16 protein-coding genes are annotated in these 16,396 nt (G+C 74.6%); 4 read left to right on the top strand and 12 right to left on the bottom strand.

Annotated features, from left to right (window positions below; genetic code table 11):
• Position 1 precedes the first annotated feature (1 nt).
• The 5 genes from ACWGN5_RS26075 to ACWGN5_RS26055 all read right to left on the bottom strand — a co-directional run bounded on the left by ACWGN5_RS26075 (position 2) and on the right by ACWGN5_RS26055 (position 5,116).
• Positions 2 to 1,021 (bottom strand): MDR family NADP-dependent oxidoreductase, encoded by a 1,020-nt coding sequence (locus ACWGN5_RS26075; RefSeq protein ID WP_453519366.1) that lies wholly within the window; start codon positions 1,019 to 1,021, stop codon positions 2 to 4.
• A gap of 219 nt (positions 1,022 to 1,240) precedes the next feature.
• Positions 1,241 to 2,404: a methyltransferase gene (locus ACWGN5_RS26070; protein ID WP_453519363.1), complete on the bottom strand. Its 1,164-nt coding sequence runs from the start codon at positions 2,402 to 2,404 to the stop codon at positions 1,241 to 1,243.
• 64 nt (positions 2,405 to 2,468) lie between these two features.
• Positions 2,469 to 3,044, bottom strand: coding sequence for a histidine phosphatase family protein (locus ACWGN5_RS26065; protein ID WP_392154921.1), 576 nt, complete (start codon positions 3,042 to 3,044; stop codon positions 2,469 to 2,471).
• Positions 3,045 to 3,112: 68 nt separating this feature from the next.
• A complete protein-coding gene (locus ACWGN5_RS26060) occupies positions 3,113 to 3,574 on the bottom strand; it encodes a GNAT family N-acetyltransferase (protein WP_453519360.1) in 462 nt (153 codons plus the stop codon).
• A 105-nt stretch (positions 3,575 to 3,679) separates the two neighbouring features.
• On the bottom strand, positions 3,680 to 5,116 hold the full coding sequence (locus ACWGN5_RS26055) for an aminotransferase-like domain-containing protein (protein ID WP_453519357.1): 1,437 nt from the start codon (positions 5,114 to 5,116) through the stop codon (positions 3,680 to 3,682).
• On the opposite strand from ACWGN5_RS26055, the gene ACWGN5_RS26050 reads away from it, so the two are divergent.
• Together ACWGN5_RS26050 and ACWGN5_RS26045 are read left to right on the top strand one after the other, a co-directional pair.
• Positions 5,115 to 6,143 carry a DMT family transporter gene (locus tag ACWGN5_RS26050; RefSeq protein WP_453519355.1) on the top strand — a complete coding sequence of 343 codons (1,029 nt, stop codon included), beginning with the start codon at positions 5,115 to 5,117 and terminating at the stop codon, positions 6,141 to 6,143. The two genes, ACWGN5_RS26055 and ACWGN5_RS26050, sit on opposite strands and share 2 nt — an antisense overlap.
• Positions 6,144 to 6,254: 111 nt before the next feature.
• Positions 6,255 to 6,458, top strand: coding sequence for a DUF1918 domain-containing protein (locus tag ACWGN5_RS26045; RefSeq protein WP_369143239.1), 204 nt, complete (start codon positions 6,255 to 6,257; stop codon positions 6,456 to 6,458).
• 8 nt (positions 6,459 to 6,466) lie between these two features.
• Here ACWGN5_RS26045 and ACWGN5_RS26040 read toward each other — a convergent pair whose 3' ends face one another.
• Positions 6,467 to 7,753: a glycoside hydrolase family 10 protein gene (locus tag ACWGN5_RS26040; protein WP_453519352.1), complete on the bottom strand. Its 1,287-nt coding sequence runs from the start codon at positions 7,751 to 7,753 to the stop codon at positions 6,467 to 6,469.
• A gap of 173 nt (positions 7,754 to 7,926) precedes the next feature.
• On the opposite strand from ACWGN5_RS26040, the gene ACWGN5_RS26035 reads away from it, so the two are divergent.
• Positions 7,927 to 8,787, top strand: coding sequence for a 3-hydroxybutyryl-CoA dehydrogenase (locus ACWGN5_RS26035; protein ID WP_190160426.1), 861 nt, complete (start codon positions 7,927 to 7,929; stop codon positions 8,785 to 8,787).
• 142 nt (positions 8,788 to 8,929) lie between these two features.
• Here the strand turns inward: ACWGN5_RS26035 and ACWGN5_RS26030 are convergent, their stop codons facing one another.
• From ACWGN5_RS26030 to ACWGN5_RS26010, 5 genes are all read right to left on the bottom strand, one after another.
• The gene (locus ACWGN5_RS26030; RefSeq protein ID WP_369143242.1) at positions 8,930 to 9,460 is read right to left on the bottom strand and encodes an NUDIX hydrolase; all 531 of its coding nucleotides are present in this window, start codon (positions 9,458 to 9,460) and stop codon (positions 8,930 to 8,932) included.
• A gap of 62 nt (positions 9,461 to 9,522) precedes the next feature.
• Positions 9,523 to 10,863 (bottom strand): transcriptional regulator, encoded by a 1,341-nt coding sequence (locus tag ACWGN5_RS26025; protein ID WP_453519453.1) that lies wholly within the window; start codon positions 10,861 to 10,863, stop codon positions 9,523 to 9,525.
• A 302-nt stretch (positions 10,864 to 11,165) separates the two neighbouring features.
• Positions 11,166 to 12,233, bottom strand: a complete 1,068-nt coding sequence (locus ACWGN5_RS26020) for a PP2C family protein-serine/threonine phosphatase (protein WP_453519351.1) — start codon at positions 12,231 to 12,233, stop codon at positions 11,166 to 11,168.
• A 118-nt stretch (positions 12,234 to 12,351) separates the two neighbouring features.
• On the bottom strand, positions 12,352 to 12,867 hold the full coding sequence (locus ACWGN5_RS26015) for a tetratricopeptide repeat protein (RefSeq protein ID WP_453519348.1): 516 nt from the start codon (positions 12,865 to 12,867) through the stop codon (positions 12,352 to 12,354).
• A gap of 10 nt (positions 12,868 to 12,877) precedes the next feature.
• A complete protein-coding gene (locus ACWGN5_RS26010; protein WP_453519345.1) occupies positions 12,878 to 14,014 on the bottom strand; it encodes a flavin-containing monooxygenase in 1,137 nt (378 codons plus the stop codon).
• 120 nt (positions 14,015 to 14,134) lie between these two features.
• Between ACWGN5_RS26010 and ACWGN5_RS26005 the strand changes: the two genes are divergently transcribed.
• Positions 14,135 to 14,572, top strand: coding sequence for a methyltransferase family protein (locus ACWGN5_RS26005; protein WP_453519343.1), 438 nt, complete (start codon positions 14,135 to 14,137; stop codon positions 14,570 to 14,572).
• On the opposite strand, the gene ACWGN5_RS26000 is transcribed toward ACWGN5_RS26005, so the two are convergent.
• Entirely contained in the window at positions 14,539 to 16,182 is a 1,644-nt protein-coding gene (locus tag ACWGN5_RS26000) for a LuxR C-terminal-related transcriptional regulator (protein WP_453519342.1), read from the bottom strand. The two genes, ACWGN5_RS26005 and ACWGN5_RS26000, sit on opposite strands and share 34 nt — an antisense overlap.
• Positions 16,183 to 16,396: the final 214 nt, after the last annotated feature.

Here is a 16,396-nt window from a genome sequence, read left to right as displayed (position 1 = left end):
GTTATGGCAACTCGACCACGACCGCGCCGAGATGCCGTCCCTCCATCACCTCCCGCAACGCCTCGGCGGCCCGGTCCATGCCCGCCACCCTGACGTGCGGGAAGGTGATCTCCCCGGCGCGCAGCCAGTCGCCGAACCTGCCCCGCCACTCGGCCTCGGTCTCCGGGTGGTCGAGCGGACTGAAGCCGCGCAGGGAGACCCGCTTGAGGACGAGCGGGTACGAATCGAGCTCCACGCGCGCGGTGGCGCCGGTCCCCTCCGGATCGAGCTGGCCGGACAGGGCGCCGACGAGGACGGCCCGAGCGCCGGGCCGGGCGGCGGCGACCGCCGCGCTCAGCTGCTCGCCGCCGACCGTGTCGAGGAGGACGTCGACGCCCTCGGGCGCGGCCTCGGCGAGTTGCGCGGCGAAGGGCGTGGGGGCGCCCCGGACGACGGCCGCGTCGTAGCCGAGTTCGGTGACGAGCCGCTCGGCCTTCGCCGGTGAGCCGGTGCTTCCGATCACCCGGCCCGCGCCGAGGAGCCGGGCGATCTGCCCGGCCATCGTGCCGACGGCGCCGGCCCCGCCGGTGACGAGCACCGTGTCCCCGGCGCGTACCTCGGTGCCGCGGGTGAGGGCGGCGTACGCGGTCCGGCCCTGGGAGAGGTGGGCGACCGGGTCGGGCAGCGTGTCGCCGAGCGGCGTGCAGCCGGCCGCGGACACGGCGGCGTACTCGCGCCAGCCCTGCCAGTGGGAGACGAGGTCCCCGGGGCGCAGGCCGCTGCCGTCCGGGGCGGAGACGACCTCCCCGACGGCCGCGCCGAAGAGCGGGTCGCCGGGCTCGACGGGCGGGAGGGGAGCCCCCTTCAGTCCGCCGCCGATGAGGGTCCGCAGCGCGGCGGAGACCGCGAACCAGCGGTTCCTGACGAGGACTTCGCCGGGGGCGGGGACGGGCAGGGCGGTGTGGACGAGGGCGAGGTGCTCGGGTGCCGGGAGGCCGCGCTCGGGTCGGGTGCGCAGCCGGATCTCGCGGTGGGTGGCCATGGGGGCGCTCCAGGAGGAGGTCGGTCGGGTCGGCGGGACCGTAAACCCTGACCCGCGCGTCAGGGTCAAGTCCGTGCCGGGCCGGGGAGATCCCTGAAGCCGGCGGCGGCCGGGCGTCCTAGCGTGGAGGCATGATCACTGATGCGCGGAACACCCGCCCGAGCCCACTCCTAACCGTCGACGACCCGTTCGTCGTCCTCCTCGGCGCGCCCGGCGGGGCTACGCCTTGCGCACCGCCCGCAGCACCACGAACTTGGCGTCGCTGGCGACGAGTTCGCTGTTGCCGAAGATCCGCCGGAGGGTGACGTGGTAGCCGAGGTGCCGGTTGCCGATGACCCACAGTTCGCCGCCGGGCCGCAGCGCGCGCCGTGCGTCCGCGAACATCCGGCGGGCGGTGCGGTCGGTGGTGGCCTGGTGGCTGTGGAACGGCGGGTTGTTGAGGACGAGGTCCATCGAGCCGGGGGCGAGCTCGGTGAGCCCGTCGCCGACGAGGAACTCGGCCTTGCGGTCCGGTCCCAGGTGGGCGCGGAAGTTCTCCTCGGCCGAGGCGACCGCCGGGTACGACTCGTCGGTGAAGACCAGTTCCGCCTCGGGTTCGTGGAGGGCGATGGCGAGGCCGACGACGCCGTTGCCGCAGCCGAGGTCGGCGACGCGGGCCCGGCCGAGTCCGCCCGGCAGGTTCGCGAGGAAGAAGCGGGTGCCGATGTCGAGGCGGTCGGCGCAGAAGACGCCGGCGTGGTTGGTGACGGTGAGGCCGGGGAGTCCGGGCGCGGGGGTGTCCGGCGGGAGTGCGTACCGGAGGGGCCAGGGGTTTGGTCCGGGCGTGAGCGAGGGATCGGGGGTGGTGTGGATCAGCCGGGCCTTCTTCACCGCGAGGGAGGTGCGGGTGGGGCCGAGGATCCGCTCGAAGAGCTTGAGCGTGGACGTGTGGATGTCCTTGACCATGCCGGTGCCGACGATCACGGTGCCCTCGTGGACGGCGGGCGCGAGCCGGTGGAGCTGGTCCTCCAGGAGCGCGAGGCTCTTGGGGACGCGGACGAGGAGCACGTCGATCCGCTCGGGCGGCGGGTCCTGGGTGGTGAGGAGCCGGACGGCGTCCGGGGCGGCCCCGGCGCGCGCGAGGTTGGCCCGGGTGGCCTGCCCGCCGAGGTACGAGTCGGTGATCTGGACGAGTTCGCGGGGTCCCGCGGCCTGGAGCGCGGTGACGAGGGCTCCCCAGCGGTCGCCGAGGACGGCGACGGTGCCGGAGAGGTCGGTCCCGGTCTCGGCGAGGTGCCCGAGGAGGTACTCGTCGGACGCGTCCCAGGCGCGGAGCTGGTCGCGCGGGTCCTCGGGGTAGCGGGTCAGCGTGAAGGCGCCCCATGACGTGCTCAAACGGTTCATCGTGCTCTCAGGCTAGCCGGTCGGGGGCCCGGTTCCCCACCTTCGCGCGCCCCCCGGGGAGCCGTCAGCACGGGGCGGTGGCGAGCTGGAGGTGCCAGAGGCCGGGGCGGCCGGTGAGGGTGACGGTGGAGAGGGGGCGGACGTCGACGTTCCAGTAGGTGGCGGGCGGTGCCTTCAGGGCGTACACGAGGGCGGCCCGTACGACGGAGGGTTCGGCGACGGCGACGATGGAGCCGTCCTCGGCGGGGCGGGTGTCGAGCCAGTTCCCTATCCGGGTGATGAAGGCGAGGAGCGGTTCGCCGCCGTGCGGGGCGGTGCGGGCGTCGGTGAGCCAGGCGTCGACGGCGGCGGGTTCGAGGGCGGCGACCTCGGCGAGGGTGAGGCCCCGCCAGCGGCCCATGTCGCAGTCGCGGAGGGCGGGCTGGGCGAGCGGCGCGTAGCCGAGGGCGGTGCCGGTGGCGCGGCTGCGCGGGGTCGGGGAGCAGTAGCGCAGTTCGGCCGCGCCGAGCGGGATGAGCGCGGGCGCGGCCTGCTGCACCTCGTACCAGCCGGCCTCGTCGAGCGGCCGGTCGTCGTCGAAGCGTTCGGCGAGCAGGGAGGAGCTGCGTGCCGCCGTGACGAGCGTCACCCGAAGACTCATGGCCGCGATCGTGAGGCCGGTGGCGCCGCTGGTCAAGGGTCAAGGGGTGGGGCCCGAGGGGGCCGGGCTCACTGCTGCCCGAGAGCCATCCACTTGTCCGGATTCTGCAGTGGCGTGAAACCCACCTTCTCGTACACGCCGTGCGCGTCGGCGGTGGCCAGCATGATGCGGCGCAGTCCGTACGGGGCGAGGTGGTCGCGGACGGCGGTGACGAGCGCGGTGCCGAGGCCGGTGCCGCGGGCCGGGCGGTCGACGTAGACGTCGCAGAGCCAGGCGAAGGTGGCGTAGTCGGTGACGACGCGCGCGTAGGCGCTCATCTCGCCGGTCTCGCGGTGGTAGGCGCCGAGGTTGAGCGAGCCGGCGATGGCCCGGTCCTGCTTCTCCCGAGGTCGGCCGAGGGCCCAGTACGCGTCGGTGGAGAGCCAGTGGTGGACGCGAGCCGCGTCGATGCGGGCCGGGTCGGCTGAGATCTCGTACGCCCCGTGCATGACGGGGGCGCCGGGGGTGTCGGTGGTGGCGCTGTCGCTCATGGGCGAAGGCTTCCAGGGGGCGCGGGAGCTTGTCAGGCGAATTTGCCCGGGGCCAGGGACCGGGGCAGGGCCGCGCCGGTGGAGGGCGCGGCCCCGCCCCCGGGGTCAGCCGGTGAGCTCGTCGAGCGCCGTCCGCAGGCGGCGGACGCCCTCGACGATCTCCGTGGGGCCCGCGACACCCGCGAAACTCAGCCGGATGTGGCCGGCGGGGGGCTCGGCGCAGAAGTAGGGGCGGCCGGGGGCGGCGGTGACCCCGGCGCGCAGGGCGGCGGCGAGGAGGGAGGCCTCGGGGAGGGTGTCGGGGAGGCGCAGCCAGAGCTGGTAGCCGCCGTGGGGGATGTGCGGCAGGGCGAGTTCGGGGAGGTGGAGGGCGAGGGCTCCGGTCATGACGTCCCGGCGGCTCTTGAGCTCCTGGGCGACGGCCCGGAGGTGGCGGGGCCAGGCCGGGGAGCCGACGAGTTCGAGCGCGGCCTCCTGGAGGGGCCGGGGGACGAAGAAGCTGTCGACGACCTGGATGGCGCGCAGTCGTTCCAGGACGGGTCCGCGGGCGGCGAGGGCGCCGACGCGGAGGCTCGCCGAGGTGATCTTGGTGAGGGAGCGGACGTGGACGACGACGCCGTCGGGGTCGTCGGCGACGAGCGGCGCGGGCAGGGGCGCCGAGTCGGCGTGGACCAGGCGGCGGGCGAAGTCGTCCTCGACGACGAAGGCCCCGGCGGCGCGGGCGATGCGGACGACCTCGCGGCGGCGTTCGGGGCTCAGCGTGGCCCCGGTCGGGTTGTGGAAGAGCGGCTGGCAGACGAAGACGCGGGCGCCGGTGGCGCGGAAGGCGGCTTCGAGGAGTTCGGGGCGGACTCCGTCGGCGTCGGCGGGCACGGGGACGGGGCGGAGTCCGGCGGCGCGGGCGACGGCGAGCATGCCGGGGTAGGTGGGCGACTCGACGAGGACGGGGGTGCCGGGCGAGGCGAGGGCGCGCAGGGCGGTGGCGATCGCGGACTGGCCGCCGGCGGTGACGAGGATGTCGGCGGCGGTGATGCTGCCGCCGATCTCGCGGGCGAACCATTCGCGCAGTTCGGGCAGGCCGTCGGTGGGCGGTCTGCCCCAGGCTCCGGGGCGGCGGCCGGCCCGTGCGAGGGCGGCGGCGAGGGCGCTCTCGGGCTGGAGGGAGGGGTGGAGGTAGCCGCCGTTGAACTCGATCACGCCGGGCGGGGGCGCCGAGAGCGTGACGAGGACGCCGGAGGCGTCGACGGCCCGGGGCACGAGTTCGGTGGCGGCGTCGGCGCTGAGGGCGACCTCCTGCCAGGAGGTGTCCCCGGCGACCGGGGTGGCGGTGCGCGGTTCGGCGCGGAAGGCTCCGGCGCCGGGGCGGGTGACGACGAGACCCTCGGCGGCGAGCTGGGCGAGGGCCCGGGTGACGGTGACCGGGGAGACGTGGTAGCGCTCGACGAGCGCCCGACTCGATGGCAGTTTCCCGCCGGGAGAGTAGCGGTCTAGTTCCGCCCGCAGGGATTTCGCCAGTTCCGCGACACTGCTACGCTCATGCATGAGAACACAGGATAGCGCTACTGCCCCGAGCACGATAGCGGTCACCGCTACCGGATCCTCCCGGACCGGTACCACCGGCACCGCCGCCGCCCCGGCCGCCTCCACCGTCTCGACCGCCGGAACCGCCCCGGCCGTCTCGGCCCTCGGCGCCGCCCCCGCCGTCCCCTCCCCCCGGACCAGCGGCACCCTGCTCGCCGGGCTCGGCGTGATCTCCTTCTCGCTCACCTTCCCCTCGACGGTCTGGGGCCTGGAGAGCTTCGGCCCCTGGTCGCTGGTGGCCGTCCGTTCCACCCTCGCCGCGCTCATCGCCGGCGTCTTCCTCCTCGCGGGCCGGGTGCCGCTGCCCGAGCGCCGCCACTGGGCGGGCCTCGCGGTGGTCGCCTGCGGCGTCGTCATCGGCTTCCCGCTCCTGACCACGCTGGCCCTGCAGACCTCCACCACCTCGCACGCCGCCGTGGTCGTGGGCCTCCTGCCGCTCACCACGGCGACCCTCGCCGCCATCAGGACCGGGCGCCGCCCGTCCCGTACCTTCTGGGTCGCCGCCGTCTCCGGCGCCGTCGTGGTCCTTGGCTTCACGCTCCAGCAGAGCGGCGGCTCGTTCTCCACGGGCGACCTGTACCTCTTCGGCGCGCTCCTCGTGTGCGCGGCCGGCTACACCGAGGGCGGCCGGCTCGCCGCGCTCATGCCGGGCTGGCAGGTCATCGGCTGGGCCCTGGTCCTCTGCCTGCCGCTGATGGCGGTCGCCTCGGCCGTGACGCTGTCGATCGAGCCGGTCCACCTGAACGCGCACGGCGTCATCGGCCTCGTCTGGGTCGCCGCCGGCTCCACCTTCTTCGGCCTGTACGTCTGGTACCGCGGCATGGCCGCGATCGGCATCCCCAAGGCCAGCCAGCTCCAGCTCGCCCAGCCGCTGCTCACCCTCTTCTGGTCGGTCTTCCTCCTCGGCGAGACCCTGCCGCTCGCCGCCCCGGTCGCCGCGGTGGCGGTCCTGGTCTGCATCGCGGTCACCCAGCGGGCGAAGAGCTGACGCGACGAATCCGGGCGAAACGGGTCACAATGGCAGAGCGAGACCCTGCGCAGTACAGGAGTCCCGCGCCACACAGGACACGACAAGCCCGGTCGCGAGGAGGTCAGCCTGATGAGGGCGAGCGTGGGCGACAAGCTGCTGGTACACGGCCGGACCGTCGGTCATCACGACCGCACGGCGGAGGTCCTCGAGGTACGGGGGGAGAACGGCGCTCCCCCGTACAAGGTGAAGTTCGACGACGACGGTCACGAGGCCCTGATGTCGCCGGGCCCCGACACCGTCGTACGCCACCATCCGGAGCCGGGGACCGGCTGAAGTCCCTGCTACAGGCCGAGGCCCTGCTTCGGCGGACGGATCCCGGTCGGGTAGTGGTCGGCCACCACGGTGGTCATCGCCCCGATCGGGTCTGCGGCGACCTCCTTCGCGGAGAAGAAGCAGTGACCGCCGACCGAGGGACAGGTGCGGGCCAGGGCCAGGTGCCGTGAGAGCTCCCGCGGGTCCTGCCAGGCCGCGGGCTGGGCGGGATCGCCCGCCTTGTAGAGCGCCTCGCCGAGGTAGAGGCCGACGCCCGTGTCCCGTACCACCGCGTCCCACCAGGGCACCAGCTTGGCGTAGTCGGCGGCCGGCAGCCCGATGTTCCAGTACAGCTGGGGGATCACGTAGTCGATCCAGCCCTCCCGGATCCACTTCCGGGTGTCGGCGTACAGGTCGTCGTAGGTCTGGACACCGGCGCGGGTGTCCGAGCCCTCCGGGTCGGTGGCGATGTTCCGCCAGACCCCGAAGGGGCTGATGCCGAACGCCGTGTGCTTCCTGGTCTCCTTGATCCGCGCGGCCATCTCCGAGACCAGCAGATCGGTGTTGTTCCGCCGCCAGGAGGCCTTGTCGGGGAAGTCCCCGCCGTACCGGGCGTACGCCTCGTCGTCGGCGAAGACCTGTCCGGCCACCGGGTACGGATAGAAGTAGTCGTCCCAGTGCACGGCGTCGATCTCGTAGCGGCGCAGCGCGTCCAGCATCGCGTCCTGGACGAAGCTCCGGACCTCGGGCAGCCCCGGGTCGTAGTAGAGCTTCCCGCCGTAGGGCAGCACCCACTCCGGGTGGAGCCTGGCCGGATGGCTCGCGACGAGCCGGCTCGGGTCCGTGTGGTTCGCCACGCGGTACGGGTTGAACCAGGCGTGCAGTTCGAGCCCCCGCGCATGCGCCTCGTCGACGGCCGTCCCCAGCGGGTCCCAGCCGGGATCCCGCCCCTGCGTGCCGGTCAGGTACTGCGCCCACGGCTCGTACGGCGAGGGCCACAGCGCGTCGGCGGTCGGCCGGACCTGGAACACCACCGTGTTGAGCCGGCGCTCGACCGCCGTGTCCAGGTGGGCGAGGAGCTCGGCCCGCTGCCGCTCGGCGGTCAGACCGGCGCGGGAGGGCCAGTCGCGGTTGGCGACCGTCGCCAGCCACATGCCGCGGAACTCCCGCCGCCGGTGCGGCTTCCCTCGTGCCGGCCGCGGCTTCCCCCGTGACGACTGCTCGGCTCCGGCCGCCGTCGCCACTGTCGTTCCCGTCACGGCGAGCACCGCTCCGGTGGCGCCGGCCACGAACCCTCTTCTGCCGATAGGCCGCACTTGTACCCCTCCCGTGTCGGATACGTCACACCCACCCGGACAGCATGCCCGCCCCGGACGATCGATCATCGGTTAATGAGCGGTAACGTCGTGGGGGTAGAGGCGGACGCACCCGGAATCGCACGGGCCCCCCGCCGCCGGAGAAGAGCGAAAGGCACGAGGTGACGGACTCCATGGCCGACATTGAGCGCGTCGGAGTGGTGGGCTGCGGCCAGATGGGCGCGGGCATCGCAGAGGTGTGTGCCCGGAGCGGGCTCGAGGTGAAGGTCGCCGAGACCACCGGCGAGGCGCTGGAGATCGGCCGCACGCGGCTCTACAACTCGCTGAACAAGGCCGCCGAGCGCGGCAAGATCAGCGAGGAGGAGCGGGACGCGACGCTCGCCCGTCTCAGCTTCACCACCGACCTGGGCGAGTTCGCCGACCGCGACCTCGTCATCGAGGCGGTCGTCGAGAACGAGCAGGTCAAGACCGAGATCTTCCAGGTGCTCGACCAGGTGATCACCCGGCCGGACGCCATCCTGGCCTCGAACACCTCCTCCATCCCGCTGGTGAAGCTGGCCGTGGCGACCTCCCGCCCCGACCAGGTCATCGGCATCCACTTCTTCAACCCGGCCCCGGTGCAGAAGCTCGTCGAGCTGATCCCGGCCCTCACCACCTCCGAGGGCACGATCAGCCGGGCCCAGGCCTTCGCGGAGAAGGTGCTCGGCAAGCACGCCATCCGCGCCCAGGACCGCTCCGGCTTCGTGGTGAACGCGCTGCTCGTGCCGTACCTGCTCTCGGCGATCCGGATGTTCGAGTCGGGCATCGCGAGCCGCGAGGACATCGACAACGGCATGGAGTTCGGCTGCGCCCACCCGATGGGCCCGCTGAAGCTCTCCGACCTGATCGGCCTGGACACGATCGCGTCGATCGCCGACTCGATGTACTCCGAGTTCAAGGAGCCGCTGTACGCCGCTCCCCCGCTGCTCCAGCGCATGGTGGACGCGGGCCGGCTCGGCCGGAAGACGGGCTCGGGCTTCTACCCGTACTCCTGAGGGTTCCGCGAGACCGGCGGTCTCCCGAAAGACCCTCCACAGACCCGGAGTCGGCGTCGCGACCCCTGACGCCGTCACTCCGGCCGGACGGCCCGTGTCCCCGCACAGGTACGGGCCGTCCGGCACTTGGCTCCCCCGCGTCTCAGCCGAGGCGCAGATGGTGGAGCATCAGCAGTCCGGCGGCCATGTTGGCGGCCGGGATCTCGCCCCGGGCGATCATGTCGGGGATCTGTTTCAGCGGGATCCAGGCCCGCCGCGAGGACTCGAACGCGTCCTCCGGCGGTCCGGTGTACGTGGCCCGCTCCGCCCAGTAGAGGTGGTGCCGGGCGTCCGTCAGGCCGTTCGAGGGCTCGACGGTGAGGAGATGGCGCAGCGGCCCCGGCCGCCAGCCGGTCTCCTCCTCCATCTCGCGGGCGGCGGCGGCCTCGACGTCCTCGCCGTCCTCGACGACGCCGGCGGCCAGCTCCCAGCCCCAGCTGTCGGTGATGAAGCGGTGGCGCCAGAGCATCAGGACTTCGTCGGCCTCGTTGACGGCGGTCGCGACGGCGACCGGGCGGAGCCGGATCAGATAGTGGTCGAGGTGGCGGCCGTCCGGGAGTTCGACGTCCGCGAGGTTCACTCGGAACCAGCGATTCTCATAGACGGAGCGTTCGCTCAGTTTCGTCCACTGCACGTTCTTGCCACCTTCCGATCGGTCGGTGCTTGTTTGGTGGCAATATCGCAGCAGCTGAATGCTCACAGGGGAACGCGCAGCGCCCCTTCGATGAGAGCGGCCGCCTCCCGGGCGTCCCCGCCGCCGCTCGCGAGGAGATGCTCCCGCACCTGTGTGAGCCGGTCCCGGAGCCGCCGCGACTCCATCCCCCGCGCCCGCTCCGTCATCTCCACCGCCGTGCGCGCCGCCCCGTCGGCCTCCCCCTGCCGCAGCTCGATCTGGCACAGCATCGCGAGCCGGTGCACCCGGCCCCGGTCGTGCGAGGGCATCCCGACAGCCTCCGAGGCGTGCTCGTGGGCCGCGTCGAGTTCACCCAGACCGAGGAGGGCCTCCGCCACCTGCACGTTGACGAACCCCGGCTGGACGTAGCCGGTCTCGACCGGCTCCTCCCCCGGGCTGATCCGCTCCGCGGCAGCCTCGGCCCGCCGGATGCAGGCCAACGCGGCCGCCCCGTCGCCCAGATGCGCGTACGCCTTCGCCTGCATCGCCGTCAGATCGGCGGCGAGCGCCGGTGTGATCTGCCGCCCCGCCGCCCGCAGCGCCGCCTCCGCGAACGCCACGGCCTGCCGGTACTCCCCCATGAACAGCGACTGGTTGACCAGGAGCGCGATCACGTACGCGCCGAGCCCCCGGTCCCCGCTCGCCTTCGCGAGCCGCAGCGCCTGGTGGAAGTAGCGCTGGGCCAGGCCGTGCGCGTCCGCGTCGTACGCGCAGATCCCGGCCACCGCGACGAGCCCGCCCGTGGCCCGGTGCAGCTGCCGGCCGAGCGCGTCGCTGTACGCGCCCCGGAGCAGCGGCGCGGTCTCGGTGTTGAGGAAGCCGACGATCCGGGCCCGGGTCGCGATGCCGCCGGCCCTGCGGTACATCTGCTCGTAGTGCGAGCGGGCGGCGCTCAGGACGGTGATGTCGGCCGCCGAGACCGTCGTCCGGCCCGTACGGGAGACGTCCACGTCCTCCGGCGGGTTCTCCCACTCCCAGACCGGCATCACGGCCGGGGTGCCGGTGACGGCCGGGGCGGCGACCAGGTGCGGCCGCTGCTGCTCGTCGGAGCGCCACAGCGCGGCCGCCCGCTCCACGAATCCGGACAGCGGCGAACCGGCCGCCGTCGGCGGGCCGCCCGGCACCCCGAGGCCGATGTCGTCCAGGGTCACCTGCCGGTGCAGCCGGGCGGCGAGCACCTCGCAGATCAGGTCGGGCACCTGGCCGCGCGGCCGCTGGCCCTTCAACCAGCGGGCCACGGCGGTGTGTTCGTACCGCAGGGCGAGACCCCTGGCCCGGCCCGCCCGGTTCACATGGGCGGCCAGGCCGGCGTTCGAGACGCCCGCTTCGTCGAGCAGGGCGTCGAGCAGGGTGTTGGGCTGCATGGCCGCTCCGGTCGCTCGCATGGCCGCTCCGCTCGCTCGTGTGGGGGCTCCGCGCGCTCGGTGAACTCAGCGTAGCGGTGGCCGATTTCGCACGGGGTGTGAACGAAGTACCCGTTCTCCCGGTCCGCGTACTCTGCCACGCTCGTCCCGGCCCCGGTTGACTGTGCTTCTCGCCGCACGGCGACGACCGGGCCGCCGGCTCCCCCTCGTACAGTGCGGCCGCCCGGTCCGCGTCGCCCGCCCCGCTGATCTGCCCGACACTCCGTGGCGGGGCGGGCGGCGCCGGCCCCGGCCCCCTCCGCTCAACAGTGGGAGGAGGGGGCGGGCCGGGGGCGGCGCAGCCCGGGTTCGGCGGGCTGCGCCGGCACCCGGACACGGTCGTTGCGTACGACGAGGAGCGCGATGTCGTCGGCGATCCGGCCGCCCGTGTGGTGCAGCAGCGCGGCCTGGACCCGGCGGACCAGGGCGGCGGGCGCCTCTCCGGGCACCCCGGCGAGCGCGGCGTCCAGCGCGAAGAACCGGCCCCGGTGGTCACGGGCCTCCTCCGCGCCGTCGGTGTGCAGGACCAGGGTCTCGCCGGGCAGCAGCCGGGCCGCGGTGTACGGGGCGATCACGGCGGGCAGCGGCAGCACCCCGAGCGGGGGCAGCGGGTCCCCGACCGGGAGCCGCTCGGCCCGCTGTCCGAGGCGGTACGGGCCGGGGTGACCGCAGTTGAGGACGGCGAGCCGCCCGTCGGGACGGACCTCCACGAGCAGCAGGGTGACGAACTCCTCCGCCACCGGGTGCTCGGGCTCCGCCCCGGCCCTCGCCGGGTGCTCGTCCCGCGCCCGCTCCCGCAGATGGCGCTCCAGGGCCCGCTCCAGGCGCCGCAGCACACCGGCGAGTTCGGGCTCGTCGTGGGCGGCCTCGCGGAAGCTGCCGAGCACCGCGACGACCGCGCCGAGCGCGGCGAGCCCATGGCCCCGGACGTCCCCGATGACGATCCGTACCCCGTAGGGGGTGGCCACCGCCTCGTACAGGTCCCCGCCGACGGACGCGCCCCGGGAGGCGGACAGCTGACCGGCGGCGAGGGCGAGGCCGTCGAGGCGGGCCGGCGGCGGGCGCAGCAGGACGCGCTGGGTGGCGGCCGCGACGGCACGGGCCCGGGCCAGTTCCCGTACGAGCCCGTGGCGGATGCCGAGGACCAGGCCGATGCCGACGGTGAGGAAGACGACGCTGGTGGCGATCCGCATGGGCAGCCCCGGCTGCCGGGCCAGCGGACAGCCGAACTTCCACGCCACGGCCACGGTGCCCCAGCCGACGGGAAGAACGAGCGGGGCCGGCCGGCGGAGCCGGGAGCCCTCGGCGAGCAACGACCTGGTACGGATCATGCACGGCCCTTCCCGAGCCCCGACAGCGCCCGAAGGCCCTGCGGCACACAGGTCCGCCCCTGCGGCCGCGTCGATTCTGCCGACCCCGTGGTCCGCCATGGAACACCCTCCGGGGATCTCACCCGAAGGAGTGAGCGCCAGGACCGCGCCGGGCCGCGCCAGGGTCGCGCCACCCGCACATGCACGGGAGTCCCGTACGGGTGCGCAAGGACATGGGGCCGCGGGCCGGGGCGGTCTGCCAGGCGGAACGGCTCTCCGGGCGGGTCGCGATGTCCACGACCCGCGCGTAGAGCCGTTCCGCTCCGGCGAGGTCGCCGCGCCGCTGCCGGACGGCGCCCAGGGCGTTCAGCGACGGAGCGAGGCGGGGATCCTCGGGCCCGTGGGCCCGTTCGTGGAGACGCACCGCCAGGAGCAGGAGCTCCTCCGCCTCGGCGGGTCGGCCCAGGGCTTCGAGCAGGATGCCCAGGGCCGACGCCGCCTCGGCCGTCTCTGTGGGGAAGGAGCCGGCCGCGGTGCGGGCCAGCCGGAGGGCCGCGCGCAGGTCGCTCTCGGCCTCCGCGTAGCGTCCCTCGGCCTCGTACCGCCCGGCGCGGGCCAGGTGCCGGCGCATCCGCCGCCGTCCGGTCGTGTCCACGATCGCCGCCCTAGGCGGGGACGCTCGCCCGGGCGCGGCCACGGCCGGCGGTGGCTCCGGCGCGGTGCTTCACGAGGTGGTCCACCACGTGCTCCGCGTCCCGGCCCGCGCCGCCGACGAGCATCGACGCGAAGGCGTACTGGAAGGCCAGGCCGACGAAGTACAGCCCCGGCGAGGCGTCCACGACCCCGCGCCGTTCCAGGGGCCAGCCGTCCTCACCGGTGACCGGGAGGTCGATCCAGGAGAAGTCCTGCCGGAAGCCGGTGCACCAGACGACGTTCGCCACGTCGAGGACGCGTCCGCCGTCGAGGACCGGAAGGCCGTCGCGCACGCCGGTGGTCCGCTCGGGAGCCAGCTCGACGCCGACGCGGGTGAGGTCCGCCCGCTTGACGCGGATCAGCGGCCCGCCGTGGGCGCGGACGCCGGGGCGCATCCGGCGGCCGATCGGCGTGCGGAGGGTCAGCACGTGCTGCGCCAGGAACCACAGCACCGGGAAGATCGCGTGCGCCGGCCGGCCCTCGATGTCGAACGGGATCTCGCCGTGGATCGTGCCGCTGAGCACGGTCGGCCGGCCGGCCGCGCCCGCCTCGTACGCGATGTCGCCGCCGGAGTGCGAGGCGCCGACCACCAGCACGCCGCCGGGCCGCAGCTGTGCCGGGTTCTTGTAGGCGCTGGAGTGCAGCTGCGTGATGCGCGGGTCGAGCCCGCCGGCGAAGCCGGGCACGTACGGAGTCCGGCCGAAGGTGCCCGAGGCGACGACCACGTGGTCGCACAGATAGGTCGTCGTGCGCGTGGACACGGCGTACCCGCCGTCCTCCCGGCCCACCCGGGTGACCCGCTCCCCGGCGCGTACGGGCAGCCGGAAGGTCTCGGCGTACGTCTCCAGGAAGTCGGCCATCTCGTCCTTGGTGGGGAAGGACATCGGCGGCGCGGGAAAACGCATCCCGGGCAGTGAGGCGACCCGCGCGGGGCTGAAGAGCCGCAGGGAGTCCCAGTGGCACCGCCAGTTGTCACCGACCCGGGCGCTGCCGTCCAGGATCACGAACGGCCGGCCGTGCCGGGCGAGGTGGTACCCGGTGGCGAGGCCCGCCTGCCCGGCTCCGATGACGACCGTCTCGATGCGTTCCGTCCTGTCGGTGGGATTCATCGTCGGCCTCCTCGTTCGTTCCGTGTCCTCGACACTAGGAGCGTGGGAGCCGTGACCTCTTCGGGAGAACACCCCAATCCCGCGGCCCGCCGGCCATGGGTATTTCTGTCCAATGTGCCGGTGCCCGAGGCCCATCTGCTCGGCCTCGCCGTCGGCGCGGTGCTCCAGCGCACCCGCCCCTGGCCGCTGCCCGGACCGGCGTCCGCGCACCGTCTCGCGGGGCTGCCGCTGTTCGCCGCGGGCGCGTGGCGGATCGCCCGTGCGGTGCGCGCCGCCCGTACCACCGCCCTCGCCGACCCGGACCTGCTCGTGGTGACGGGGCCGTACGCCGCCGCGCGGAACCCCATGTACGTCGGCTGGGCGCTGCTGCACCTCGGCGCGGCGGTGGCCGGCGGCTGGGGCTGGATGCTCGTGTCGTACGCGCCGGTCGCCGCGTGGATGCACCGGGAGGTGCTGCGCGAGGAGCGCGCGCTCGACGACGCCTTCGGCGCGGAGTACCGGCGCTACCGGGCCGCCGTGCCCCGCTACCTGCCCCGGCTCACCAGGTCGTGCTCGTAGGCGTAGGCCGTGGCCGCCGACCGGGAGCTCAGGTCGAGTTTGGCGAAGATGTTGCTCAGATGGCGGGCCACGGTCTTCTCGCTGAGGACCAGCTCCTCGGCGATCGCGTGGTTGGTGCGGCCGGTCGCGACGAGACGCAGGACCTGCAGCTCCCGGGGGCTGAGCCCGGCGCCCGGCCGGGGCCGCTCGTCGGTGAGGGCGTCCAGCCGGGCCAGGTCGGGGGCCGCGCCGAGCCGTCGGAACACCTCACGCGCCACGTCCAGCTCCAGCCGGGCCGTGCCCACGTCGCCCAGCCGCCGCCGTGCGAGGGCGAGCAGCACGAGGGAACGCGCCCGGTCGTACGGCGCCTCCAGCTCGCCCCAGCTCCGGCAGGCGTCCAGCAGGAAGCCGAGCGCGGCCGCGGCGTCGTCCTCGGCCAGGAGCACCGCCCCGCGCGCCTGTGCGGAGGCGGCGCGCAGCAGCGGGGCGCCGATGTCGTCGGCGATCCCCGCCAGCTCCTCCGAGGCGGCCCGTGCCCCGGGCACGTCTCCGGCGGCCAGCACGATCTCCACGTACGCGCCCAGGAGCCTCGCCCGGCCGAGGCGGTCCCGCCTCTCCTCCGCCGCGCCCCTGACCGCCGCGACGGCCTCGTCGACCCGGCCCTGGGCCAGCCACAGCTGCGCGAGTCCGGGCTGTGTCCGGTGACCGCACTCGCCGGCCTGCCGGTAGCCCTCCTCCGCGCGGGCGAAGGCGCCGCGCACCCGGTGCAGCTCGGCCTGCTGGTACAGGGCCATGCCGAGCGCCGGCCGGTTCGGCGGCTCGGAGAGCCGTTCACAGGCCCGCCGTGCCTCCTCCAGCGCGTCCGGCCACGCCCCGCGGGTCTGGAGGACCTGGGAGCGGTGGACCAGGCACTGACCCCGGTAGGGCACGAGATCCGGCTGGGCCGCGCACCAGTCGGACAGCGCCGCCGTCCACTCCTGCGCCCGGCGCAGGTCGAAGATCTCCTGACAGGCCTCGATCGTGCTGCAGTAGATCATCCCGGTGACCAGGGGCGACAGCTCGCCGGACGCGACCGCGACCATGGTCTCGTCGAGCAGCGCCACCCCGGCCGAGGTCTCACCGGCGGCGATCAGGGCCCGGCCCCGGCCGTGCCGGGCCAGGGCCACCAGGTCCGGGTCCCCGAAGCGCTCCCCCGTCGCGGCGGCCTCGTCGAAGGTGGCACGCGCCCTCGCGGGGTCCTTGTGGACCAGCCGCACCCCCTCCGGGAAGAGCAGATAGCCCTGCTCGACGCAGTCGATCCCGGCGTCGTCGAGGAGCCGTCGCGCCCGGGCGAGCCAGCCGCCGCCCCGGGCCGTCTCACCCCGCAGGAGCAGCGGCACGGCGAGCCAGAAGGCGCACCGCACCGCCGGCGCCGTCCGGCCGACGCCCAGATACGCCTGGTGCGCCCGCTCGGTCGCCGCGGCGCACTCCGCGTCGCGGCCGACCAGGTAGGCGGCGGTGGCGAGCCGCACGAGGTCGTCGGGCCCCAGCGGCTGTGCGTCGTCGGCGTCCGAGAACCCGGTGTGAGCCTCCGACCACGCCTGGCGGGCGAAGGCGTCCCGGGCGCGTTCGAGTTCCGCAGCCACGTCCATGACGCCTCCCACGACCATTGCACCTCACGGCCGCGGTCTTGTCAGGCGGGACCGCGGGAGGCCAGGCCGGGCAGGCGCCGGGGTCCGGCGCGGACCGACGAAAGAGGGGGCGCCGCCCCGGTAGAACCGGGCGCCCCCCCCCCCCGGGGGCGGGGGGGAAGGCCCGCCCCCGGCCGCGCCCCCCGCCGCCGCGGCCCCCGCCCCCCCGGCGGAG

Source organism: Streptomyces sp. NPDC055815 (assembly GCF_053616475.1).
The sequence above is the reverse complement of the archived record's forward strand: the minus strand, read 5'-3'. Positions and strand labels throughout refer to the sequence as shown.